General features: G+C 57.3%; 21 protein-coding genes. 5 read left to right on the top strand and 16 right to left on the bottom strand.

Annotation, left to right across the window (positions count from 1 at the left end):
* Positions 1 to 8: 8 nt before the first annotated feature.
* The 11 genes from J7380_RS14555 to J7380_RS14505 all read right to left on the bottom strand — a co-directional run bounded on the left by J7380_RS14555 (position 9) and on the right by J7380_RS14505 (position 13,731).
* A complete protein-coding gene (locus tag J7380_RS14555) occupies positions 9 to 3,146 on the bottom strand; it encodes a multidrug efflux RND transporter permease subunit (RefSeq protein WP_209196504.1) in 3,138 nt (1,045 codons plus the stop codon).
* 3 nt (positions 3,147 to 3,149) lie between these two features.
* Entirely contained in the window at positions 3,150 to 4,328 is a 1,179-nt protein-coding gene (locus J7380_RS14550) for an efflux RND transporter periplasmic adaptor subunit (RefSeq protein WP_209196503.1), read from the bottom strand.
* A 251-nt stretch (positions 4,329 to 4,579) separates the two neighbouring features.
* Complete coding sequence (metG, locus tag J7380_RS14545; RefSeq protein ID WP_209196502.1) at positions 4,580 to 6,298, bottom strand: methionine--tRNA ligase; 1,719 nt, start codon at positions 6,296 to 6,298, stop codon at positions 4,580 to 4,582.
* A gap of 106 nt (positions 6,299 to 6,404) precedes the next feature.
* On the bottom strand, positions 6,405 to 7,640 hold the full coding sequence (locus J7380_RS14540; RefSeq protein WP_209196501.1) for an MFS transporter: 1,236 nt from the start codon (positions 7,638 to 7,640) through the stop codon (positions 6,405 to 6,407).
* Between the two features lie 70 nt (positions 7,641 to 7,710).
* A complete protein-coding gene (locus J7380_RS14535) occupies positions 7,711 to 8,307 on the bottom strand; it encodes a YceI family protein (RefSeq protein ID WP_209196500.1) in 597 nt (198 codons plus the stop codon).
* A complete protein-coding gene (locus tag J7380_RS14530; RefSeq protein WP_209196499.1) occupies positions 8,304 to 9,518 on the bottom strand; it encodes an MFS transporter in 1,215 nt (404 codons plus the stop codon). The genes J7380_RS14535 and J7380_RS14530 overlap by 4 nt, the downstream gene beginning before the upstream one ends.
* 65 nt (positions 9,519 to 9,583) lie before the next feature.
* Entirely contained in the window at positions 9,584 to 10,204 is a 621-nt protein-coding gene (locus J7380_RS14525; protein WP_209196498.1) for a hypothetical protein, read from the bottom strand.
* 48 nt (positions 10,205 to 10,252) lie between these two features.
* On the bottom strand, positions 10,253 to 10,834 hold the full coding sequence (locus J7380_RS14520; protein WP_209196497.1) for a TIGR02281 family clan AA aspartic protease: 582 nt from the start codon (positions 10,832 to 10,834) through the stop codon (positions 10,253 to 10,255).
* A gap of 40 nt (positions 10,835 to 10,874) precedes the next feature.
* Positions 10,875 to 11,495 (bottom strand): MarC family protein, encoded by a 621-nt coding sequence (locus J7380_RS14515; protein WP_170352956.1) that lies wholly within the window; start codon positions 11,493 to 11,495, stop codon positions 10,875 to 10,877.
* Positions 11,492 to 11,884 carry an ACT domain-containing protein gene (locus tag J7380_RS14510; protein ID WP_209196496.1) on the bottom strand — a complete coding sequence of 131 codons (393 nt, stop codon included), beginning with the start codon at positions 11,882 to 11,884 and terminating at the stop codon, positions 11,492 to 11,494. The genes J7380_RS14515 and J7380_RS14510 overlap by 4 nt, the downstream gene beginning before the upstream one ends.
* Complete coding sequence (locus tag J7380_RS14505; RefSeq protein WP_209196495.1) at positions 11,881 to 13,731, bottom strand: ABC-F family ATP-binding cassette domain-containing protein; 1,851 nt, start codon at positions 13,729 to 13,731, stop codon at positions 11,881 to 11,883. Before J7380_RS14505 ends, J7380_RS14510 begins: the two co-directional genes overlap by 4 nt.
* A gap of 104 nt (positions 13,732 to 13,835) precedes the next feature.
* Here J7380_RS14505 and J7380_RS14500 point away from each other — a divergent pair, with 104 nt between their 5' ends.
* Together J7380_RS14500 and ndk are read left to right on the top strand one after the other, a co-directional pair.
* Positions 13,836 to 15,038, top strand: a complete 1,203-nt coding sequence (locus J7380_RS14500; protein ID WP_209196494.1) for a multidrug effflux MFS transporter — start codon at positions 13,836 to 13,838, stop codon at positions 15,036 to 15,038.
* 102 nt (positions 15,039 to 15,140) lie between these two features.
* Positions 15,141 to 15,563: a nucleoside-diphosphate kinase gene (gene ndk, locus J7380_RS14495; RefSeq protein ID WP_170352964.1), complete on the top strand. Its 423-nt coding sequence runs from the start codon at positions 15,141 to 15,143 to the stop codon at positions 15,561 to 15,563.
* 53 nt (positions 15,564 to 15,616) lie between these two features.
* Here the strand turns inward: ndk and J7380_RS14490 are convergent, their stop codons facing one another.
* The gene (locus tag J7380_RS14490; RefSeq protein ID WP_209196493.1) at positions 15,617 to 15,964 is read right to left on the bottom strand and encodes a TfoX/Sxy family protein; all 348 of its coding nucleotides are present in this window, start codon (positions 15,962 to 15,964) and stop codon (positions 15,617 to 15,619) included.
* 140 nt (positions 15,965 to 16,104) lie between these two features.
* Here J7380_RS14490 and J7380_RS14485 point away from each other — a divergent pair, with 140 nt between their 5' ends.
* Genes J7380_RS14485 through J7380_RS14475 form a run of 3 tightly spaced genes read left to right on the top strand, consistent with a single transcriptional unit; the run spans position 16,105 to position 18,836 of the window.
* Positions 16,105 to 17,613 (top strand): CHAD domain-containing protein, encoded by a 1,509-nt coding sequence (locus J7380_RS14485; protein WP_209196492.1) that lies wholly within the window; start codon positions 16,105 to 16,107, stop codon positions 17,611 to 17,613.
* 3 nt (positions 17,614 to 17,616) lie between these two features.
* Positions 17,617 to 18,372 (top strand): AAA family ATPase, encoded by a 756-nt coding sequence (locus J7380_RS14480; protein WP_209196491.1) that lies wholly within the window; start codon positions 17,617 to 17,619, stop codon positions 18,370 to 18,372.
* On the top strand, positions 18,369 to 18,836 hold the full coding sequence (locus J7380_RS14475) for a CYTH domain-containing protein (RefSeq protein ID WP_170352972.1): 468 nt from the start codon (positions 18,369 to 18,371) through the stop codon (positions 18,834 to 18,836). The genes J7380_RS14480 and J7380_RS14475 overlap by 4 nt, the downstream gene beginning before the upstream one ends.
* Here the strand turns inward: J7380_RS14475 and J7380_RS14470 are convergent.
* The 4 genes from J7380_RS14470 to J7380_RS14455 all read right to left on the bottom strand — a co-directional run bounded on the left by J7380_RS14470 (position 18,817) and on the right by J7380_RS14455 (position 23,830).
* Positions 18,817 to 20,184, bottom strand: a complete 1,368-nt coding sequence (locus J7380_RS14470) for an ATP-binding protein (protein ID WP_209196490.1) — start codon at positions 20,182 to 20,184, stop codon at positions 18,817 to 18,819. The genes J7380_RS14475 and J7380_RS14470 overlap by 20 nt on opposite strands.
* The gene (locus J7380_RS14465) at positions 20,177 to 20,857 is read right to left on the bottom strand and encodes a response regulator transcription factor (protein WP_170352976.1); all 681 of its coding nucleotides are present in this window, start codon (positions 20,855 to 20,857) and stop codon (positions 20,177 to 20,179) included. The genes J7380_RS14470 and J7380_RS14465 overlap by 8 nt, the downstream gene beginning before the upstream one ends.
* 183 nt (positions 20,858 to 21,040) lie before the next feature.
* Entirely contained in the window at positions 21,041 to 22,477 is a 1,437-nt protein-coding gene (locus J7380_RS14460) for a Do family serine endopeptidase (protein ID WP_209196489.1), read from the bottom strand.
* 759 nt (positions 22,478 to 23,236) lie between these two features.
* The gene (locus tag J7380_RS14455; RefSeq protein WP_209196488.1) at positions 23,237 to 23,830 is read right to left on the bottom strand and encodes a nucleotidyltransferase family protein; all 594 of its coding nucleotides are present in this window, start codon (positions 23,828 to 23,830) and stop codon (positions 23,237 to 23,239) included.
* Positions 23,831 to 23,857 lie beyond the last annotated feature (27 nt).

The raw sequence follows: 23,857 nt of genomic DNA, 5'->3' as shown, positions 1-23,857 counted from the left end.
TTTTGGGTTCAAGCGGTTTCCTCAGCGGGTCCAGGATCATCCTTGGTGCCCTTTAACCATTCTCGCAAGCCTTGCAGCAGGGCATAGAGAACTGGAACGAGGATCACGCCGATCAGCGTAGCGGCCAGCATTCCGCCGAACACAGCCACACCAATCGCTTTCTGGCTGGCTGCACCTGCTCCGTTAGCGGCCAAGAGTGGAACGACCCCCAAAAGGAACGACAGCGCTGTCATCATCACCGCGCGGAAACGCTGATGCGCAGCTTCGGCGGCGGCTTCTTTGACTGACAGTCCTTTGGCGCGCTGTTCCATCGCGAATTCCACGATGAGGATGCCGTTCTTAGACGCCAGCCCAACAAGCATGATCATCCCGATCTGCGTATATAGGTTGATGTCGCTGCCAACGATAGCCACGGCAGCAACCGCTCCGAAAAGCGCGACAATCACAGACAGCAGAATGGAAACTGGAAGCGACCAGCTTTCGTATTGTCCGACAAGGAACAGGTATCCGAACAAGATCGCCAGTCCAAGGATCACGATCACCAGACCGCCCGAGGCCAGCTGCTGCTGGGCCGTGCCGGTCCATTCAAACGCGTATCCGGGGGGCAGGGCGGTCGCAGATTCTTCGGTCATGACAGAGATGGCGTCGCCGGTCGATAGCCCCTCGGCCGGGACAGCCGTGACCGTGGCCGAACGGAACAGGTTGTGACGTTTCAGCAAAACCGGGCCCAGTACGTTTTCAACGTCGATCAGGGTGCCCAGAGGAACCATTTCGCCTTTTTGCGACCGAACATACAGGTTTGAGATATCGTCGACATTGTCCCGATACGTCCCATCGGCTTGGATCATCACACGATACACCCGTCCGAACAGGTTGAAGTCATTAACGTAGTAGGATCCCAATTGCGCCTGCATGGTCTGGAACACTTCGGCGACTGACACTTGCAGTGTCTTGGCTTTTTCACGGTCCAGATCGACGAACAGCTGCGGCACGTTTGCCCGGAAGGTCGTGTAAGCTTGCCCAATCTCAGGGCGCTGGTTCGCGGCATAGACGAACGAGCCAACGGCCGAGGCCAGGTCCTGTGGGGTACCCCCACCGGTTTGCTGGACTTCCATCTCGACCCCGGCCGAGTTGCCAAGGCCCTGAATGGGGGGGGGGTTGAAGGCCACGATGGATGCAGCGGTCTCGCCATATGCAATGGCCAAAACCTTTTCCAGAATGGCATTTGCGCTCAGGTCGTCTTCCTGACGCTCGTCCCAGTTGTCGAGGTTCACAAAGATCGCGGCACCGTTGGTCGACGTCCCGTTCAGGATCGAGAAGCCGTTAATCAGAACCGTGTTGGCCACACCCGGAATTTCCCGGATTTGGTCATCCACGCGCTTGGTGACAACTTCGGTACGTTCCAGAGTTGCCGCATCGGGCAATTGCACATCGACGAACAAATAGCCGTTATCTTCAAGCGGCAGGAACCCGCTGGAGGTTTTGGACATGATTGTCCCGGTCCCCATCGCCAAAGCCACGATGATCCCCAGCGCAACGATCGGCAGGATCAGCAACCGGCGCACGATGGCGACATAGCCTGAACGCAACGAACCGATGAACCGCTCGAACACAGCCAGCAACCCTGTCGGTGGACCAGATCGTGCGCGCAGCACAAGACCACAAAGCGCAGGTGACAGCGTCAATGCGTTGATTGATGAGATCACAACCGCGGTCGAGATCGTCACGGCGAACTGTGAGTAGAGCCGCCCCGAGATGCCGGGCATGAAGGTCACGGGGACGAAAACCGCCAAAAGAACCAGCGTTGTCGCGATGACGGGACCGGTGATCTGGCTCATCGCCTTGCGGGTCGCCTCGGCCGGAGGCAGGCCCTCTTCTGCGATGATACGCTCGACGTTTTCGACCACCACGATGGCGTCATCGACCACGATCCCGATGGCCAAAACCAAGGCGAACAGCGAAATCGTGTTCAGGGACATTCCAAAAAGCAGTAAGAAGGCAAAGGTCCCGATCAAAGACACGGGGATTGCGACCGCTGGGATGATGGTTGCCCGCCAACTGCCAAGAAAGACAAACACCACCGAGATCACCAAAATGAATGTCAGGATCAGGGTGGAGACCACATCGTTCAGCGATTGTTCAACAAAGTCGGTGGTATTGAACGGCACAGCATATTCTACATCCGTCGGGAATGAGCGAGACAGCCGGTCAAGTTCAGCCTGCACCCGTTCAGAAACTGCCAGCGCATTCGCGCCGGGGGCCTGATAGATGCCTATTACGGTCGCAGGTACGCTTTGGAAATAGCCCGAAGCGGCGTAGTACTGTGCCCCAAGCTCGACCCGGGCGATGTCTTTGACACGCACGATGGCGCCAGCGTCTCCGGTGCGAATGACAATCTCACCGAACTCGTCGGCGGATGTCAGGCGTCCCTTGGTTTTGATCGTATATTGAAACGTCTGCCCTTCAGGCACCGGAGGTGCGCCGATTGAGCCTGCCGAAACCTCGACGTTTTGTTCACGAATGGCGCTGATCACATCGCCGGGTGTGATGGACAGGCCGGCCATTTTGTCAGGATCCATCCAGATGCGCATCGCGTATTCCAGATTGGTCAGAACATCCGCCTTACCGACCCCCTGAACCCGCGCCAGCGCGTCCTTCAGGTTAATCGAGGCATAGTTGGAGAGGAAAACACTGTCATATGTCCCGTTTGGCGACGTCAGCGTCACCAACAGCAGCATATTGGTGGATGCTTTTTGGGTCACAACACCGGACGAGGTCACTTCCGTCGGCAACGACGACATCGCTTGCGCCACGCGGTTCTGCACGTTGACAGATGCAATATCGGGGTCGGTGCCGACCTCGAATGTGACATTCAACGAGTAGGAGCCGTTATCCGATGAAGTCGACGTCATATAAATCATGTCGTCCACACCATTGACCTGAGCTTCAATCGGCGCGGCGACGGTGTTTTCTACGGTTTCGGCATTGGCGCCGGTGTACGTGGTCGAAACGCTGACCACGGGCGGCGTGATGTCAGGAAATTGCGCAACCGGCAGAACCAGATAGCCGATACCGCCCATGATGGTCAGCACCAACGAAATAACAAGTGCCAGCTTGGGCCGGCTGATGAACAGGGCAGAGAACATTCTTTATTCTCCCGGCTGCTCAGAGGCGACTACAGCATCTACAGCCACGCCGGGACGCACCCGCTGGAGGCCCTCAACAATCACGCTTTCACCATCGCGTAGACCATCCTTTACAATGATCGCTGTCCCTTCGGTCGTGCCTGTGGTGATGTAGCGCTGTTCAACCATTTGCTGGTCATTCACCACCAGAACAAATTCGCCACGCTGGTCGCGTTGCAGTGCAGCTTGCGGAACCAGAACTTCCAGGGTGGGTTCGAGTGCTTCAATCTGTACGGACAGGAAGGCTCCATCCACGATCAGGCGTTTATCATTCTGAAATTCGGCGCGCATCGTGATTGCGCCGGTGAGCGGGTCGATGCGGTTGTCAACGAACACGATCTTGCCGGTCTCGTCCAACTCTGATCCGTTAGGCAGGATCACTTTTACGACCGGACTTTTGTTGCTTTCGGCCAGAGTGGCTGCATTTTCGCCAACCGTTTCCAAAACCGAGGTGAACTGTTTTTCGTTCAGCGAGAAATTGACGTAAATCGGCGCCTCGCTGACGATATTTACCAATGGCGGGTTTGTGGGGCCAACGACGTCGCCGACACTGATAGCGACGCGGCCAATGCGACCGGTGAAGGGGGCGTGTATCTGGGTATAGCTCAGATCCAGTTCAGCCTGCTGGATCGCTGCCTTTGCGGATTTGACTTCAGCCTCGGCGACCAGTTCGTTGGCACGCGCGATATCACGCTCAGATTCTGGTGTGGCATCCCGTTCGTAGAGTTCCTGTTTACGAGCCAGCTCGACCTTGGCCAATTCCAAGTTCGCTTCGGCCCGGTCCAGATCCGCATTCCTGGCATCCAATGTCGCTTGGTAAAGGTCGGGTTCGATAGTGAACAGTAGATCGCCTTCGTTTACCAAAGCGCCATCTTCGACGTTCTGGCTGTCCAGAAACCCGCTGACGCGGGCAACAATATCCGCTTTGTCCAGCGCCTCGGCGCGGCCGATAAACGTCGCTTCTTCGGTTATTTCCTGAGTGTAGGCCGCAGCAATAGAAACCTTGGGCGGCGGGGCTTCGCTTTGGTCTTGCGCCGTGGCTGTTGATGCCACCCCGATCAAAGCCGCCGCGGTCGCGCGCCGCACGAAAGCCGGCGTCACGCTGGATAGGCAGAGTCTGGAAATCGTCTGTGAAAGGGGCATTGCAATCGCCTCACTGAAGTAAAACTGTACGCGCCTCGGCGCTTGCAAGGTGGCCGAGTCGACTAAACTCTCTGTGAGGATGGCGGTTTTAAGTTGATTTCTCAAGCGTGTTGAACGCCTCGACCCGGCTTTTGGTTGTGGAAATTATGCTGATGATCCTTATATTTACTCACTGATGTGCCGAATTGAGGCGACCCTAAACGAAAAAGGGGCCACCAAGGCCCCTTGTGTTCTTGTGATGTGGTGAACCGTCAGTCGCGGGTGCCAGCAAAACGAGTTTGCCAGTCTTCGCGCTGTTCATCGGTAATCTTGGCGAAAAGAACATCTGGAACAGCAAATTCATGACCAGCGGGCAGGGCGTTCAACGCGGCTGCGATGTCTTCTGGCCAATCGGTGTCCAGCGTGTTCATCGCGCTCAGCATCCGAGCCGAGGTGGTGGGGATGAACGGTGCGCTTAACACGGCGTACAGTCGGATCAGGTTCAGACCAAGGCGTACTTGTGCGGCAGCCTGTGCCGGGTCTTCCTTGAAGGTTGACCAGGGCGCGGCGGATTGCAGGTATTCGTTGCCCGCGACCCAAATCGCACGCAGTTCTTGCGCAGATTTGCGAACCTCCATCGATTCCATAAAATCTTCATAGGCGCGGACCCGGCGGGTGAGCTCTGCGATAAGCTCCTGTTCACGCTCACCAAAAACGCCACCCTCAGGCACGGCCTCACCGAATTTCGAACGGCAGAACTTGGTGATCCGGCTGACGAAGTTGCCCAGCACGTCGGCGAGGTCCTTGTTCACCGACTGCTGGAAGTTTTCCCATGTGAACTCGCTGTCGCTGCTTTCGGGCGCATGGCTCAGCAGCCACCAGCGCCAGTAATCGGCGGGCAGGATCTCAAGCGCCTGATCCATGAATACGCCACGACCCTGAGAGGTCGAGAACTGGCCACCATCATAGTTCAGGTAGTTGAAGGATTTCAGGTGATCGACCATCTTCCACGGCTCGCCTGATCCCAGAATGGTGGCCGGGAAGCTGAGCGTATGGAAGGGTACGTTATCTTTGCCCATGAACTGCACATAACGCACGTCATCCGCACCCTTGTCGGTGCGCCACCAGCGCTCCCACTCGGCATCCGGCTTTCCACTGGCATCGGCCCATTCCTTGGCACAGGCAATATATTCGATCGGCGCGTCGAACCAGACATAGAAGACTTTGCCTTCCATCCCCGGCCAGTCCTGATCGCCTTTCTTGACCGGAACGCCCCAGTCCAGATCGCGGGTGATGCCGCGATCCTGCAGGCCGTCTCCGTCATGCAACCATTTCTTGGCAATCGAGGTGGTCAGGATCGGCCAGTCAGCCTTGCTGTCGATCCACGCATCCAGCTGATCTTTCATCGCGGATTGACGCAGATACAGGTGCTTAGTCTCGCGGACCTCAAGATCAGTCGAGCCGCTGATCGCGCTGCGGGGCTCGATCAGGTCGGTTGGGTCCAGCTGCTTGGTGCAGTTCTCGCACTGATCGCCGCGTGCGCGGTCATAGCCGCAATTGGGGCAGGTACCCTCGATATAGCGGTCGGGCAGGAACCGGCCATCGGCGTTGGAATAGACCTGTTTCTCGCTGACTTCACGGATCAGCCCGGCCTCGTCCAGTTTGCCCGCGAAATGCTGGGTCAGGTGCTTGTTCTGATCGCTGGACGACCGGCCAAAGTGATCAAAGCTCAGTCCGAACCGGTTCGCGATATCGGCCTGAACGGCATACATGTCAGCGCAGTATTCGGCCACAGGCTTACCCGCTTTGGCGGCGGCCAGCTCGGCCGGGGTGCCGTGTTCGTCGGTGGCGCACAGGAACATCACCTCATTCCCGCGGCCACGCTGATAGCGCGCGTACAGATCAGCCGGCAGCTGCGAGCCGATCAGGTTGCCGAGGTGCTTGATCCCGTTGATGTAGGGGATCGCCGAGGTGATGAGAATCCGAGCCATTTTGCGTGTCCACGTAACTGTCTGCGCGCCCGTCTACCTTATGTAACCGGGCAGCAAAAGCCCGGCTTTTGCGTGTGGCGTTAATTGTTAACTCAATTCGACCGGTTCAGGGGTTGTTTTTGCCGGCCTCACGTGACCGTTTCAGCAGCCGCCCAATCGTGAAGGATGTTCGCGGAGCGTAGACATAGTTTGTTCGCTCATCCGGTGTCGGACGCGACCGCATTCGCGCCAGGCCAAATACGATCAGGAAGACATGACCCAAAGCAACAAACGCAAACAACGCGCCCGGGCCGAACTGCTGAATCAGGTTAGACGATACATAGGGTGACGCAATCGCACCCAGCGCAAACCAGAACATCAATGCGGCTGAAAGCTCGACCCGTTCTTCGGTTGTGGCAAAGTCGTTTGCGTGCGCAGACGAGACGGAAAAGATCGGGAATGTCGTCAATCCAAAGATACCCGCAGCCAACATCACGCCTATTGTTCCCGCCCCACCGGCTGCCATTGTGATGCCGCAACTCAGGACCGCTGCGGCAGACAGCCAGATCAACACCCAGCGACGGTCATACTTGTCGGCCAACCAACCCACCGGGTATTGCGCCAGTGCCCCGCCCAGAACGAAAGACGCCAGAAAGAAAGCAATCTGGTCGACGCCAAGTCCGACCTCTTGCCCATAGACCGGTCCGACCATGCGGAAGGATGCCGAACTGAGCGCCGCGACGATCACGCCCGCCACAGCCAGCGGTGAACTGCGCCATGCCAGTTTAGGACGCAGGCGAGGGGCGTCGGGCGTTTTAGGTTGGCTGGCCTTGGTCAAGGTCAGTGGCAACAGTGAGGCACAGCACAAAATGGCCAGCAAGTTGTATGAGACATAAGATGCGGGCGGCAGCACGGCGATGATCAATTGGGCACACAGCGACGCGCCCAGATCGGCGATGCGGTAACTGCCCATGACACGGCCACGCGACTCGTTGGTGACCTTGGCGTTCAGCCAGGCCTCGATCACTGTATAGCACCCAGCGACGCAGGTGCCTGACGCGATCCGTAGTACGGCCCAGACGTTCGGGTTTTCTGTCAGAGTATGCCCCAGCAACCCCATCGCGCCCAATGCCGTGCAGACAGCAAAGGCGCGGGAATGTCCCACGCTGCCCATCAGACGAGGAGCCCACCAGCAACCCACAAAAAAGCCAATGAAATGTGCCGATCCCAGCAGACCGATCTGCTCGGTTGAAAAGTCCAGCGTAAGTCCCGAGATGGCGTCAAGCGGCCCCACGCCGCCGGTCGACAACTGCAGCAGAATAACCGAAAGAAACAGGGCGGCAAAAGAAATCATCGTGCGCATAACGACACCACCTTGGGACATCCGCAGCAAGATGCGCGCAGCTTATCGACCTTGACGCGTCGTTTTTCTGCTATTGTGAGCGTTGGATTTCCGCCCGGATGTCCAAGCCTACGGTGTCCTGTACCAGATCAGCATAGCCTGACGCGCCGAAATCGTGCCGGTTCAACTCTCCGGTCAGGCGGATGGACAGGTCGTTCAGATTGTCAGCGGCACTGCCCGGAGGTCGGAATAGATCAGCTTTCAATTCAATTGGGCGGGTGACGCCACGAACGGTCAAATCCCCGCTGATCCTGGCGCCCTGAGAGATGCGGCCGCTTTCACCAAGTTGTACGCTTGTTGACACAAAATGGATGGTTGGAAACCCTTCGGCATCCAGGACGCTCTCGCTCAGCATGGGTTTGCGGGCGAATGGCAGCTTGGTCCGCGCTTTGGCGACGTTCAGGATCACGTCCACACGGCTGTTCAGCAGGTCGTTCAGGTCGATCCGAATGTCGGCGGATTCGATGGGCATGGTGCCGGATTGTGAGATGCCGGAAAGGTCAAAGGTGAAATCGACGGATGTTCCGTCCGGCACCAATTGGTACGTGCGCGGCGCAGCCAGTGCTGAACCCGCAAGGGTCAGTACAGCCAAGCCTGCCAGTACGGCGCGTCGTGTTACTTGGGTCATGCCATGACCTCCTGCCTGCGGGGGCGCGAGCGCTTCAGCAACATCAGCAGGATTGCGATGTTCAGCCCGTTCCAGAGAATGCCGTTGATAAAGGCCAATTGATAATTTCCGGTTACGTCGTAAATCCAGCCCGACATCCAGCCGCCCAGAGCCATCCCCATGATGGTCATCATCATGACAAAGCCCACGCGGGCTCCGGCCTCTTGCGGAGGCATGTATTCGCGCACAACCAGCGCGTAGCTGGGTACGATCCCACCCTGTGCCAGCCCGAACATGAGACTGATGATGTAAAGCGAAACCATCCCGTCATAGGGCAGGAACAGAAACAGGGAGATGCATTGCAGTATTGACCCGATCAGCAGGGTCATCAGCCCGCCCAGCTTGTCGGCCACCATCCCGGAAATCACGCGGCTGACCACGCCGCCCAGCAACATAAGTGACAGCATCTCGGCCCCGACGGCGGGCCCATAGCCCAGCCCAACGCAGTATGAGACGATGTGAACCTGCGGCATCGACATCGCAACGCAACACCCGATCCCGGCCAGACCCAGAATGTATTGCAACGCGCGTGGTGAGATCCCGACGCTGCTTGCCTTGATGCTGGCGCTTACGGCTGCGGTCTGATGCGCCTCGGCCGGAACCTGACGTCGCAGCAATAGGGACAGGGGGATGACGATCACCGGAGTTATTAGGGCCAGCGTCAGATAGACCTGCTGCCAGCCGTCGCGCGCCAGAATATCCGACAGAAGGGTGGGCCAGATCGCGCCCGACAGGTAGTTGCCGCTGGCCACCAGTGCCACGGCAATGCCGCGCCGCTTCATGAACCAGTGCGAGATATCGGCGATCAGCGGACCAAACCCGATCGAGGTGCCTAGTCCCACCAACAGATGTGCCAGCGACAGCATGACCATGTTCGGCGCTAGGGTTGCCAGCACATAGCTGACGGTGCTGAGCACGGCTGCCCCGATCAACGCCTTGGTCACACCCAGCCGATCGACCAGTTGCCCCAGCCACATGTTCCCCAGCGCAAAGCCGATCATGGTCAGAACGTAAGGCAGCGAGGCTTCGGCCCGCCCCGCGTCGAACTGTGTCTCAATCGCGGGCATGACCACGATGACCGCCCACATGCCCACATTCGCCACCATCGCGATGGCAAGCGTGATTGTAAGGCGTAGCCAAGAATAGCGGCTGTCGTGGATTGCGTGGCTCATTCCCGGAACGCTAGGGCGCAGGGTAGGGGTTGGCTAGTCACTTCTTTCGTGATCACGCTGTGGTGTCACACTGATACCTCGTCGGTTGCCGTTCTTTGCAGGTTCAATCCGACGCGCGGTTTGGTCTGGGTGGCCTGCCATGTGACCGGGGGCAGGGCGCGGGCACGGCGGCGGGTCAGGGTCCAGCGGCGGGCCTCTTGAGTGTGGTTCGCGGCCATGTGCCAGCGCGTCTCAACCCCCTGCGCGCCGCCATCACCCGGTGTCAGCAACAGCCCCAGCGGAGCCCGCCCCAGCGTGCCCCCCTGTTCGGCGGCCAGATGCATTCGGCGCACGGGCGTCAGGCTGGGCGCACCAGGCAGGTCACCGATGATCAGCGGGATCGCCCCGCTGCGCAGGGCTTCTTCCAGACACCATAAAATATCCTCGGCGCGGGTTGGGTGGATAAAGATGAAGCGGCCGGGATCGACAAAGGGCATCATGCCGTCAGGGTTCAACTGGCCCGGCTCCCACGCGGGGGAAATCCACAGCACGGGACCTTGCGTCTGACCGGCCAGCCAGGTGGCGAAACTGCGTCGAGCAGGGCCACAGGCTTCGTGCACGCGGCCCAGTTGTAAGGTGATCTGAGGATGCAGTGCCAGGCCCGCTGCTGTGCGTTTGGCTTTACGATCAAGAAGATGTGCAGACATGCATTCAGGTTAGCATGTTCTTACTTTGTTCTCAATGGTGAAGTGCGATCAACGCGACAGGATCATGCGCCCATCCGCAAACTGGATGTTCGAGAAAAGATGCAGATAGTCCATGCCCAGCAGCGACTGGAACAGCTCTCCTTCATTTACCCAGGCCGAGACATTGCGGTCTGTAACCGGGCCCAGCGTCAGCGTATCCAGACGCACCGGCGCCGTCCGGACCTCGCCATTCGCCGTTGCGGCGCGGCCGATATAGTTCAACTGATCAGGATCAATGCCCAGACGTTCGGCATCGCGCTGGGCCAGCACAATCTGGCTGGCTCCTGTATCAACAAGAAAGGTGATCGACTGGCCGTTAACCTCGACCGGCAGATAGTAGTGACCATCATACGCACGGGGGACCTCGATCACCTCGCCGGTTACGGTCATCTGAGGCGAAGGACCAACAGTTGAGCGGATATCTTCCCATAGGCCGACCACGGCGATAACGCCAATGAAGATGAAAACCCAGGCCATCGCCTGTTGCAAGGTTTTGTTCAGGGATTGCCGGTTTTGGGAAAAAAACCACGCCACAACAGCCGCGCCAAGCAGGCTCAAATATGCCAAACGTGCAAAGCTGTCGCCGTCCATACCATCATCCTATCCAATTCTATTGAAAGATATATGGGGCTCAGGACGCAAAACCAAAGGCTTTGAGACCATCCAATATGAACTGAACAGACAGAGCCGCCAGCAGCATTCCCAACAAACGGGTAAGCACGTTCAAACCGGTTTTGCCCAGAATGCGCGCGATCACGCCACCCGACAGGAAAAAAATGAAAACAACGGCCATGACGGCCAGCATGACGATGCAAGCCTCGACGATACCCAGAACGCCGGGGTGCTGCCCGGCCAGCAGGATGATCGTGGCTATCGAGCCCGGCCCCGCGATCAACGGAATGGCCAGCGGAAACACGGACGGGTCGGGGTGCTCCTCTTCCTCGGCCCGGTCCTCGCGCCGTTTGGTGCGGCGGTCGAACAGCATGTCCAGCGCGGTCAGGAACAGCAATGCGCCACCAGCGACGCGGAACGCCTCCATCGAGATGCCAACAAAGCCAAGCACCGCCTCGCCAAAGGCAGCAAAGGCGATCAGGATGCAAACGGCGGTCAGGCAGCTACGGATCGCGGTTTTGCGGCGGGTTGCGGCATCCATATCCTGTGTCAGCGCCACGAAGATGGGCGTGGTGCCAAACGGGTCGATCACCACGAACAGGGTGGTGAATGCGGTGACGAAAAAGGCTAGGTCGATCATCCTGTGGCACCGCCCTGAAGTTCTGTCAGGATTGCTACGGCCTTATCGGCCTGATCGCTGGGAACATAAACATGGTCATGGTGATACCCCGCAACCATGTTTGCCGGAATGTCAGCTTGCGCAAGCGCACTTGAGACGGCAGCGGTGAGACCGACACCTTCAAGCGAGGAATGCACCTGCAGGGTAATGCAGCGCATAGGTACAGCGCCGTTCTGCGCTGCCTTGAAGGGAACGATCAGAGAAAGGCCCTCGGCCTCGATACAGCTGGCCCGTGTGCCCCTTGGCCATTCTGCGTCGGGGGGCCAGACAACAAAGGCATATTCACCGGGCTGACGCGCGGGGCGCATACCGGCTATCATGTCTTTAGTTTCGGTGACTGGGCAAGTCATGACGCTTCAGCTTCCTCCAGACGTTCTGCGGCGGACACCCAAAGGGCTTCGGCTTTTTGCATCGCTTCAACCACCTCAGCGAATTTGCGGTTCCAGGTTTCCAGATCGTTGATCCGATCGTCTTCATACAAGGCCGGATCGGCTAGTTTTGCAGACAGCTTTTCATGCATATCCGTCAGCTTCTCAATCCGTTCTTCGCATTTGCGCAGATCGGCGCGAAGGGCCAGCATCGCATCCCGCGAGGGGCGTTTTGGCTTCGCGGCGGCAGGCTTTTCCTTGACCGGCTTGTCGCGGGCCAGCAGCAGGGCACGATAGGCCTCCAAATCGCCCTCGAACGGTTTTACCGACCCGTCCGAGACAAGCCACAGCCGATCCGCAACCAGCGACAGCAGGTGCATGTCGTGGCTGACCAGAACCACCGCGCCGGAATAGGCAGTCAGCGCTTCGACCAGCGCTTCGCGGCTTTCGATGTCCAGGTGGTTGGTCGGTTCGTCCAGAATCAGCATATGTGGCGCATCAATCGTGGCCAGCAGCAGCGACAGGCGCGCTTTCTGGCCGCCCGACAGACGCCCGACCTCTGTATCCGCCTGATCGGCGTTCAGGCCAAACCCGGCCAGACGGGATCGCCATTTGCCCGGTGCCTCATCCGGGCGCAAACGGCGCAGGTGGTCCAGGGGCGTCTCGTCCACATACAGCTCATCCACCTGATGCTGCGCGAAATAGCCGATGCGCAGCTTGGAACTGCGGGTCATCTTGCCCGCCATCAGGGGCAAACGGTCGGACAGCAGTTTCGACAGGGTCGACTTGCCCTGACCGTTCTTACCCAGTAAGGCGATGCGGTCATCCTGATCGATGCGCAGGTTCAGACGGCGCAGCACCTCGGTGTCGCCATAGCCGGTCACGCCGCCCTCAATATGGATGATCGGGGGAGACAGCTCCTCGGGCTCGGGGAAGGAAAACGCGCGCAGGGCGGCCTCTTGCGGGGTTGAGACCAGCTGAATGCGCTCGATCATCTTCAGGCGCGATTGGGCCTGCACAGCCTTGGTGGCCTTGGCGCGGAACCGGTCCACGAAGCTTTGCAGATGCGCGATGCGGGCCTTGGCCTTAGCGTTCTCCGATTCCGCCTGCGCAATACGTTCGGCACGGCGTTCGGCGAATTTGTCGTAAGGCACCGCGTAATAGGTCAGCTTGCGGTCTTCCAGATGCAAGATCGACCCCACCGCGCGGTTCAACAGCCCGCGATCGTGGCTGATGATGATGACCGTGTGCGGGTATTTGGCCAGATAGCTCTCCAGCCACAGAGCGCCTTCGAGGTCCAGATAGTTGGTCGGTTCGTCCAGCAGCAGCAGGTCGGGCTGCGAAAAAAGCACCGCTGCCAGCGCAACCCGCATCCGCCAGCCGCCCGAGAAATCCGAGCAGGGTTTCAGCTGATCCTCGTCGTCAAACCCCAGACCTTTCAGGATCGAGGCCGCGCGCGCTTCGGCCGACCAGGCGTCGATATCGGCCAGCCGGGTCTGAATGTCAGCGATGCGGGCAGGGTCGGTGGCGCTGTCGGCTTCGGCCATCAGGGCGCTGCGTTCGGTATCGGCCGCCAAAACGGTGTTGATCAGCGAGACATCAGACGAGGGCACCTCTTGCGCCACGCCGCCGATCCGCGCGCGTTTCGGCAGCACGATATTGCCCGATTCCAGCGCCAGCTCTCCCCGGATCAGGCGGAACAGGGTAGTCTTGCCGGTGCCGTTGCGGCCCACAAGCCCCACCTTGTGCCCATCGGGAATGGTCGCACTGGCCCCGTCGAACAAAGGGCGGCCTTCGACGGCGTAATTGATGTCTTCGATCCGTAGCATGGGCCGCTCTTAGCAGAGGCGTGATGCCGCCGCCAGCGGCTTGGCATGTTCATTGCGTGATCAGTGTGATAGCGCTGACATGTTTGGTTAAACAGGAATACGCGATGAAGCCCGCGCAGACGCCTCCGTCGATGATCACGCTGGTCCTGCTGACCGGGCTGTCCGTGCTGTCGCTGAACATGTTCCTGCCGTCTCTGCCCAGTATTGGTGAGGCGTTGCAGGCGGAGTATGCGTTGGTGAACCTGTCGGTCGCTGGCTATCTGGCGCTATCGGCAGTGCTGCAGCTGATCATGGGGCCTTTGTCCGACCGCTTCGGGCGCAGGCCGGTTTTGCTCGTCTGCATGGTTATCTTCGTCGTGGCGTCAATCGGCTGTGCGCTGGCGCAGTCGATCTGGGTTTTTCTTGGATTTAGGATGCTGCAAGGCGCCGTGGTGGCCGGGCAGGTGCTGGCGCGGGCCGCGATCCGGGATATGCATTCACCGAACGAGGCCGCCGCAAAGCTGGGTTATGTCTCGATGGCCATGGCGCTTGCCCCAATGCTGGGGCCGATGCTGGGCGGTCTGCTTGAGATGCTGTTTGGCTGGCGCGCCGGGTTCATTTTGTATGTTCTTCTGGGCGCGGGCCTCTTGGCATTGATCTGGGTCGATCTGGGCGAGACCAACACAAACACAACTGCCACTTTCGCCGCGCAGATGAAACTGTATCCGCAGCTCTTCAACTCGCGCCGGTTCTGGGGCTATTCCTTCTGTGCTGCGTTTTCGATTGGAGGGTTCTATGCCTTTATCACCGGTGCGCCTTTGGTTGCGGCGACGTGGTTCGACCTGAACCCGGCGCTGCTGGGATTGGGGATCGGGATCATCACGCTGGGGTTCATGGCGGGCAGCTATCTGACCGGGCGGCTGGCGGCGCGGATCCGGTTGAACTCCATGATTTTGACGGGGCGGGTGATAGCCTCGGTCGGGCCCTTGATGGGGTTCGTGGTTTTCGCGGCCGAGGGCGGCAGCGTCTGGACCTTTTTCGGCTCGGCAATTCTAGTGGGGTTCGGCAACGGGTTGACGGTGGCCAATGCGACCGCCGGGCTGATGTCGGTGCGCCCGCAACTGGCGGGCAGTGCGGCGGGGCTGTCGGGGGCGATGACCGTGGCGCTTGGCGCGTTGCTGACCATGGCCACGGGCGCGCTGGTCACGGCGCAAAACGCGCCCTTTGTTGTTTTGGGCATGATGTGCGCCAGCAGTTTCGCCGGGCTTTTGTCCATCCTATATGTCCGCCGGGTAGACTTGCGTGACCCGCTACCCGACACGATCTAATCGCCACGTCACATAGTGCTTTTCATAAAGCACATACCGTGCTACGCGGCGCGCGATGGATTTCGGCGCACACCACGCGCCACATTGTAAGGAGAGGCCGATATGGCACTGGAACGCACATTCTCGATCATCAAACCCGATGCAACCCGCCGCAACCTGACTGGCAAGATCAACGCCAAGTTCGAAGACGCGGGCCTGCGCATCGTTGCGCAAAAGCGCATCCACATGACCAAAGAGCAAGCTGGCAAGTTTTACGAAGTCCACGCCGAGCGTCCGTTCTATGACGAACTGTGCGAATTCATGTCGTCGGCTCCGGTTGTTGTTCAGGTTCTGGAAGGCGAAGGCGCCATTGCCAAGAACCGCGAAGTCATGGGCGCAACCAACCCCGCAGACGCCGCCGCCGGCACCATCCGCGCCGAGTTCGCTGAATCCGTTGGCGAAAACTCGGTCCACGGTTCCGACGCACCGGAAACCGCCGCCGTGGAGATCGCCTATTTCTTCTCGGGCATCGAACTGGTCGGCTAAACCTTAGCTACCGCAGAATTCAGGGCCGTTCCCGTCACCGGGGGCGGCCTTTTTCATTCGGGTTTGAGGTCCGCAGCCGAGACCCGCACGCCGATCGCATCCAGATCAGCGATGATCTGCATCTCAGGCGCGGTACTGACCCCGGCCTTGATCGCATCGAACCGTTTGCGCAGCGCCTTCTTCTCTTCGCCTTTGCAATCGTTCCATGGACGCCCCTGCAGCCCCATCACAAGCACGTAATAGCCGATGAAATGTGGGCGCGAGCCACTGCGCAGCAGGCGGGTATAAGCTGCATCCGCACCCAGATCGCGCAACTGCTGTGCCGAATGGATGCCGGCGCGGGCACAGGCCTGTTCAAATGCAGGGCCAAGGTTTCGGATCGAGGAAACAGGATCAGACATGGTCTCGTCTTAGCCCGATGCGTCCGCTCTGTCATCGGCAAGTTCGACAAGCCCAGTGCAGTCGTGAGAAAGGGTTGATTTCGGGGCGGAATCGCCATCTCCTGACAATGTCTTGTCTCATCGGGCAGGGGTTGTTTGCGATGACGGATACTGACGCTGTTTTCATTTTGGCAGGCGGCTTTGACGCGCGGCGTATTTCGTCACGCCTGAAAGGGTATGTTTTATCGGTCGAAAAAGGGCTTTTGCACCAGCCTTTTCATGTCTTGGATTGTCACGACCAGTCAATCCGGGCCACGGGTCGCGTACTTTTCCAGATATCCGATGAACTGAAATTGGTCGGCGACGGTATGGTCTTGGCGCAGAAAGCTCGGGCAGAAGGCTGTTTTCTAAGCGATCTTACTGCTGGCCCCGTTCGCGATGCACTGGGTGATTTTCCGAAACTGCGAGCGTTTATGCGCATCGGATCAGGTGTGATGTCGACCCAAGATTTATCTGTCTTAGACGACCTGCAAAAAACGCGGGTGCGGGGGGTGTTGACAACGCTGACGTCAGAGCACGGCCAAGCCTGTATTCTGACACTTGGGCGCATGAAAGGCTATGATCGAACATTTCATTTATTGCGTGATAACATAGATTTGGACGTGAATGTTGGACTGGAATCTCTGTACGTTACCCTCTTTCCAGACACTGTTCCTTACCGGGCAAAGCCAGAAATAAGACTGGGAAAGACCGAGCCTTCGGTCGAGGTGGCGACTGACCTGATCCATACTTTCCTGACCGTCGCGCGCCAGAATGAGACGGGGTTGCTTGCGGATATCGACACCGAGTTTCTTCACGACTACCGCGTGTCCCTGCGGCGCGTGCGGTCAGTTCTCAGCCTGTTTAAAGGCGTGTTTTCCGAGCGGCAAACCATCAAATTGAAACGAACGTTTTCTGATCTTATGGCACCAACCGGGCGGGTGCGGGATCTGGATGTCTATCTGCTAGAGAAGAATAATTATTTTAAATTGTTACCGCCGAGTCTTCATGTGGGTGCGGGTATCATGTTTACAATGCTCGAAGACGAGAGAAAGCAGGTACACGCCGCTTTGTGCAGGCGTTTGCGATCGGCGAAATACAAGAAACACGTCAGCGAGACTTTGAAGCTGTTTTCAGATCCATCCAACTTTGAGCCCGGCCCCAACGCGCAGCGCGGCGCTTACGATTACGCCTGTGCGTTGATTTGGAAGCGTTATCGCAAAGTCTGTAAACGCGCACGCATGATCACTGGGGAAACACCCGATTCTTTGGTTCATGATCTTAGGATTGACTGCAAAAAGTTACGCTACCTGGTGGAGTTTTTTTGCCCACTCTTTGACCAAAGTGCTTTCAAAAGAATCCTCAAGCCTCTGAAAAAATTGCAAGATAACCTTGGGTTTTTCAATGACGCCGCGGTTCAGCAAGAGGCGTTAATTGACTTTATCCAGCAGCGGACAAATACCCAGCACCGAGCGGATGCGCAATTGGCGATGGCAGTCGGAGGCCTTATTGCGGTCTTGGATCAAAGGCAAAAAGTCGAGCGCGCGCGGGTGATTGCTAACTTCCAGAACTTCGATAGCCCACAAGTTAGAAACATGTTTCGCAGCCTGTTTCACCACAAGGAGGATTAAGGCGTGAAAATCATTGCCTGTTACAGCAATAAGGGCGGGGTTGGTAAGACCGCGACGTCAGTTAACCTAGCTTACGCTTTTGCCAAGGACGGGAATACTGTTCTTTTGTGTGATCTTGATCCGCAGGGGGCATCCAGCTTTTATCTGCGCGTCAAACCGTCCAAAAAGCTGACCGAGGCCACGTTCTTTGAAGACGTTGAGAGGTTTACAAAATCCATCCGTGCCAGCGACTTTGACGGGCTTGATGTTCTGCCTGCCAACATGACATTTAGGGACTTTGACGTGTTTCTGTCGCGTATGCGCAACAAGCGCTCGCGGTTGAAAAAGGCCTTGGTTGGTGCAGGGAGTGACTACGACGTAATCATACTGGATTGCCCACCGAATTTTTCGACACTATCCGAAAACATTTTCAAGGCAGCGGATCAGATCGTCGTGCCCGTTATACCCACTACTTTGTCTGAACGAACTTTCGATCAGTTGGTTGGCTTCTTTGAGCAAAAGAAGTTGCCCAGAAAGAAGATAAAGGCTTTCTTCTCGATGGTTCAGCAACGCAAGTCCTTGCACCAAGAAACGATGGAAAGCATGCGCAAACAGTACCGCAAAAGGTTTTTGCAGACCGTAATTCCGTTCGCCGCAGATATTGAACGTATGGGCCAGAACCGCGCACCGATCAGTATCTACGCTCCGCGCAGCCAAGCCTGTGCAGCTTATCAGGCATTGTTCGATGAACTGGAAGATGGTTTGGGTTCAAAAAGATGAGCGCCGAGATTGAACGTAAATTCCTGGTGGCGGAACTGCCCGATCTGAGCAGGGCTGAAAGGGCAGTGGTGCGTCAGGGTTATCTGACTGCACCTGATGATTCCACCGAGCTACGCCTGCGGCAAAAAGGCGACCGCTACTACCTGACGTTAAAGGGCGCTGGGTCATTGGTACGGATCGAACGTGAGGCAGAGATATCGGCAGAGCAATTTGAGACCTTCTGGCCTGAAACTGACGGACGTCGGGTCGAAAAAGAGCGCTACACGGGCCGCATGGAAGATGGTCGGGTGTTCGAGTTGGATATCTTCTTTGGCGATCTCGCCCCGTTGCGCCTGGTCGAGGTGGAATTCCTTTCCGAACCCGAGGCGCTGGCCTATGCGCCTCCGGACTGGTTTGGTGCGGACGTCACGGAAGATAAACGCTACAAGAACAAAATAATGGCGATTAATGGCGTGCCAGTTTGATCGTCGCCTCAAGGCCGGGGTTGCAATTACGCGCAGTGAAGGCCCCGCCATGCATATGTGAAATCGCGGCGACAAGGGCCAATCCAAGCCCTGCGTTACGCTCGGTACGGGCAGGATCCAGCGTAACAAATGGCACCTGCAAGCGCGGCAGATCTTCTGGTGGAACTCCGGGGCCGTGGTCACGAACGCTAAGGATAGCGTTAGGGCCATCTTCACTGACTGTTACAGTTATTGCTGTGTGTTCAGGAGCATATCGCAGGGCGTTCTCGAGCAAGTTGGACAACGCCTGAGACAACAGTGGACGGTGGCCCTGTATCGGAGCGACCGACCCCACAACTTCAAGATTTAACCCCTGATCAGCGGCGACCGGTTCATAGAGTTCCACGACATCTCCGACAAGCTGCTGCAGATCGACGGTTTCGAACTGTTCACGCCCGACACCGGCTTCGGCGCGTGAAATCTCGGTCAATTGACCCAGCACACGCAAAACATGGTCGATTTCAACGGATGCACGGGCGACATCAATTTCTCTTTCGTGATCGGTTTTGGCAGGGTCTGACAACGCCTCGACCCTTTGTTTGAGACGCGACAGAGGGGAGCGGAGGTCATGAGCAATAGAATTCGAAGTCGTGCGCAGATTGCTAATCAATTCCTCGATGCGGTCCAGCATCGTGTTCAGTGTTCCTGCCACCTGATCAAACTCGTCTCCGGTCCCGCGCATTGGCATTCTGCGGGACAAGTCCCCAGAGACTATGTTTTCCGCGGTGCTGGCAATGTCGGACAGGCGTGAAAAGACCAACCTGGTAAACAACCATCCGGTCAAAACACTCAACGCAAGTGCAATTCCCAGCGCTATTCCAACCGAACGTAACAAAACCCGGTCAAATTGTTGCCGTGCCAACGCGTCTCGACCGACCAAGAGTCGTTCTCCACCAGGCAGGCGGATCGAAGCCGCCGAAATCGGTACCAACTGGTCATTGTCCGCCCGGTGCAGCTCAAGTTCGACCCAACCGCTGCCCGCGGTGATATCGACTGGCCATTGTTTCAGGTTACCAGCAAGTTTCGCGCCAAATCGGTCAGTTAGCAGATAAAGCGCATCTCGTTCTGAGGCCGAGGGCAGGCGGCGCTCAATGGCCGTTAATAATCCGATCAATCCCCGGCGCTCGTACTCATCCGCCAAGCCAGTCAATTCTGCAGACACAACCGACCGCGTTTCGCCCTCAATGCTGCGATTTGCGGTCACATAGACCAGCGCAAGTACCGTCGCCGTCAGCAATGTGCTGAGGATCATACTGGCCAAGACAAAGCGCGTCCTGGAATTGTTGAACGAAAGCCGTATGTTATCCATCAGATATCATGTAACCCGCACCGCGGACGGTTTCGATCAATGGTGTCCGACCGTCCTCATCCAACTGCCTCCGCAGTTTTGAGATATGGACGTCCACAACATTGGTGTTCGGGTCGAAATGATAATCCCACACACCTTCTAGTAACATGGTTCGTGACACCACCCTGTTCTTGCGTCGCAGGAAGTATTCGAGGATCTGAAATTCGCGCGGTGTCAGCGTGATCTCGTGTCCTTCGCGCGTTACTTTGCGGGTCAGCAGATCCATTTCGAGATCGCGACAAGTCAGTGTCGCGCTTTCCTCAGATTCCTGAGGTCGCCTTAAAAGTGCTTCAATACGGGCGTGCAACTCTTGGAAAGAAAATGGTTTTACCAGATAGTCGTCCGCTCCTGACCGCAGCCCTTTGACCCGCTCATCCACGGCGCTCATCGCGGTAAGCATCAACACCGGGGTCTTCATTCCGGCAGCCCGAAGGGAACGGATCAGAGATAATCCGTCCAGCCCCGGCAGCATTCTGTCCAGCACGATGGCATCGAACCCGCCATCGGTGGCATGGTATAGGCCCTCGCGGCCATCTGCGGCCTGTTCGACCACATAGCCTTCCTCGCCAAAGCCTTTGGCGATGAACTCGCGGGTGTCTGCGTCATCTTCGACGATCAACAGGCGACGGCTCATGATGCGAACTCCTTTCACTTTGAATTTAACCACAGAATGTCGGGTCACGCACTGTGTTTGGGGAAAGAACGTGCCGGGTGCGTCGTTGCGCACCCGGCAGTCCCGGCGGAGAGCGGACAAATCAACCCGCCGGGGAGGCGCACGCCAGATATTCCCCATCACGTGGCGCGCGCGGGTGTCAGATCAGGCGATTTCCACCGCAACAAAGATCTGGTTGCCTGCTCGATTGATCAGAACCAACGCGGGGCCGGTTTTTTCGCTTTCCAGTGCAGCCTTCAACGCGTCCGGTGTGGTTGTGTTCTGACTACCCAGTTTTACGATAACGTCACCGCGTTGCAGTCCGGCTTTGGCGGCTGGACTACCGGATTCAAGCGCGGTGACCAAAACACCGCTGACGTTTTCGCTTAGTCCCATCTCGGTGCGGTTGGCATCGGTCAGTGGGGCAACTGTCACACCCAGAGCAGAGCCTTCGATCGCATCGTCAACAGACGTGTCGATGTCGGCCGAGGCGCTTTGATACTGGCCGATGGTCAGCTCAATCTGCTGTTTTTTACCGTCACGCAAAACGGTCAGGGTGCTGTCGGTACCAACTTTGGTTGTTCCGACAAGAATTGGCAGGTCGCTGCTGGATTCGACGGCTTCGTCGTTGAACATCAGAATAACGTCGCCCTGCTTGAGGATACCCTCTGACGGGCTGCCATCAACCACGTCAGATACCAGCGCTCCGGTTGAAGCATCGATACCCATCGCGGCGGCGATTTCGGGGCTGACATTCTGGATCGAGACGCCCAACCAGCCGCGGCTAACCTGACCGTCATCGCGCAGATCAGAGGCGATGTGGTCCACGATGTTGGACGTTACTGCAAAGCCCAAGCCCACCGATCCGCCGGTTGGCGAGTATATGGCCGAGTTCACCCCAATTACCTCTCCGTCCATGTTGAACAAAGGTCCACCCGAGTTACCCTTGTTGATTGCGGCATCCGTCTGGATGAATTCGGCGTATGGCCCCTGCGAGATGTTGCGACCCTTGGCCGAAACGATCCCCGTAGTCACGGTCGAGCTGAGCCCAAACGGATTTCCGATGGCGACAACATCTTCGCCCACACGGATGATATCGCTGTCGCCCAGTTCCACGGCTTGCAAGTCCTCACCCGCGTCGATTTTGAGCACGGCGATATCCGTCAAAGGGTCGGTCCCGATGACTTCGGCCTCGAACGTACGGTCGTCGCTTAGGCGGACGGTCACAGACTCGGCATTGTCGACGACATGGTGGTTGGTGATAATGTAGCCTTCCTCATCAAGTACAAATCCCGATCCCAGACCCTGTGCCGGACCGCGTTGCGGTGCATCGAAGCCTTCAGGCGCGCCGAAACGTTTGAAAAATTCACCGAACGGATGTCCCTCAAAATCAAAGTTCTGTCCCTGGGTCGGCATCTGGCGCGCTTTCTGTTCCGCGACAATGGTCACGACAGACGGCGATACGCTCTCGACCAGATTCGCCAGCGCTTCGTCTGCCTTGGAGGGCAGGGCGGTCGTCGCAAGAAGCGCGGCGCTTAGGGCGCTGACGCCAACCCAACTGGTTGTGCGCGGCATGAGAAGAGAAGATTTTCGGATGCTCATTTTGGTCTCCTGTTTATATCACGCGGATGCGGTCGCGCGTTAAGACAGCAGATGCGGCACCAGTCTGATCATTTCCTTTAACAAAGGTTAAGAAATCTTAATTTTGCCATAAATCGGATGTCTTATTCGCCGATCTGAATGGATGGAAGGTGCAAAACGGGACGAATCAAACCAGCGAATCTTCCAAATTGTTTCCCAATGAAGGGCCAGAAAGAGAAAAGTGAAGAATTGAGACAAATTCGATAACAAATGATGCAAGTGGATTTTTACACTCCGTGAAATCATCTTTAGGTTGTACGCCCTTCTCGTGAGCAGGTCGCTGAAACGCAAACAACCATGAACAATATAAATCAATTTTCATATAGATCTGATCATATTCGAATTTCCCTGCATTCATCGGGGGTTAATAAACATCTTTAGGTAGATTGCCGATTTCAGAGATGTTGCGGAAAAACCATTCTGATATGTCGAAAATTAACCGAAATTCCTGTTTTAGCGTTGTTTGCGCGGGGCGGATCGGTGACGATAGGCATGCCCAAGCGAGGGGAAGCTGATGGCACTAGGGGGTGCCAAAAGCTCGTCACTGTTACCAGAAGCGCTCAGCGGCATGTTAACGAGGGGGTCTTGTTTAGGTTCGGCAGCGGAATAGCCAAGGTGCCACTGGCATTTTTTGGCCGCGCTTTTGGAACGTGTGAAACGTGGTAATCCCGTTTTGGGCACCGGCCCGGTCTGAGAAGACCGGGCCGTGTTACTTTTGACTTAACGTTGATTGCGCCAACGTGCCCAATCCTCGGGTGTGTCCAAATCCAGTAACGCATGTTCTCCGGGCAGGGGCAGCAAGAAAACCTTGTCCAAATGGGCACGCACAACGGATTGAGCCCCTTCATCACCGGACAGGGTGTTAAGCTCGGAAAACAGACTTTGATCAAAAACCACCGGATGACCGGGCTTACCCGAGGCTGTGGCTCCACGCCAAATCAAGTGGTCGGGGTGATCAATGACAGCGGACAAGACTGCGGTTAAGTCCTGCGCCGTGATCTCGGGCAGATCGGCCAACAAAACCATGACCGCCGGGGCATCGCTTGGGATATGAGCCAATGCACGGCGTAAACTGGCATTCATCCCTTCCGCCGCATCGACAACCTCGATCCTGTGCAAGTCCAACCCGTCCAATGCGGTATACCGATCATGTGGCCTTGGGGGCAGCGCGACGAACACCTCTCCGGCATCCATTGCAGTTAGGGCGGATCGGCGCATCAGGGTCATCCCGTCCACTTGTTGCAGCAATTTGTCTTGTCCACGCATACGCTTGGACTGACCGGCAGCCAGCAAGATAATTGGTATTTTTTTCATGCGCCTAGAATGACGTTCTGGCTGGCT

Source organism: Ruegeria sp. R8_1 (assembly GCF_017743815.1).
Classification (GTDB): Bacteria; Pseudomonadota; Alphaproteobacteria; order Rhodobacterales; family Rhodobacteraceae; genus Ruegeria; species Ruegeria lacuscaerulensis_A.
This window is presented reverse-complemented; position numbering and strand designations above follow the sequence as displayed.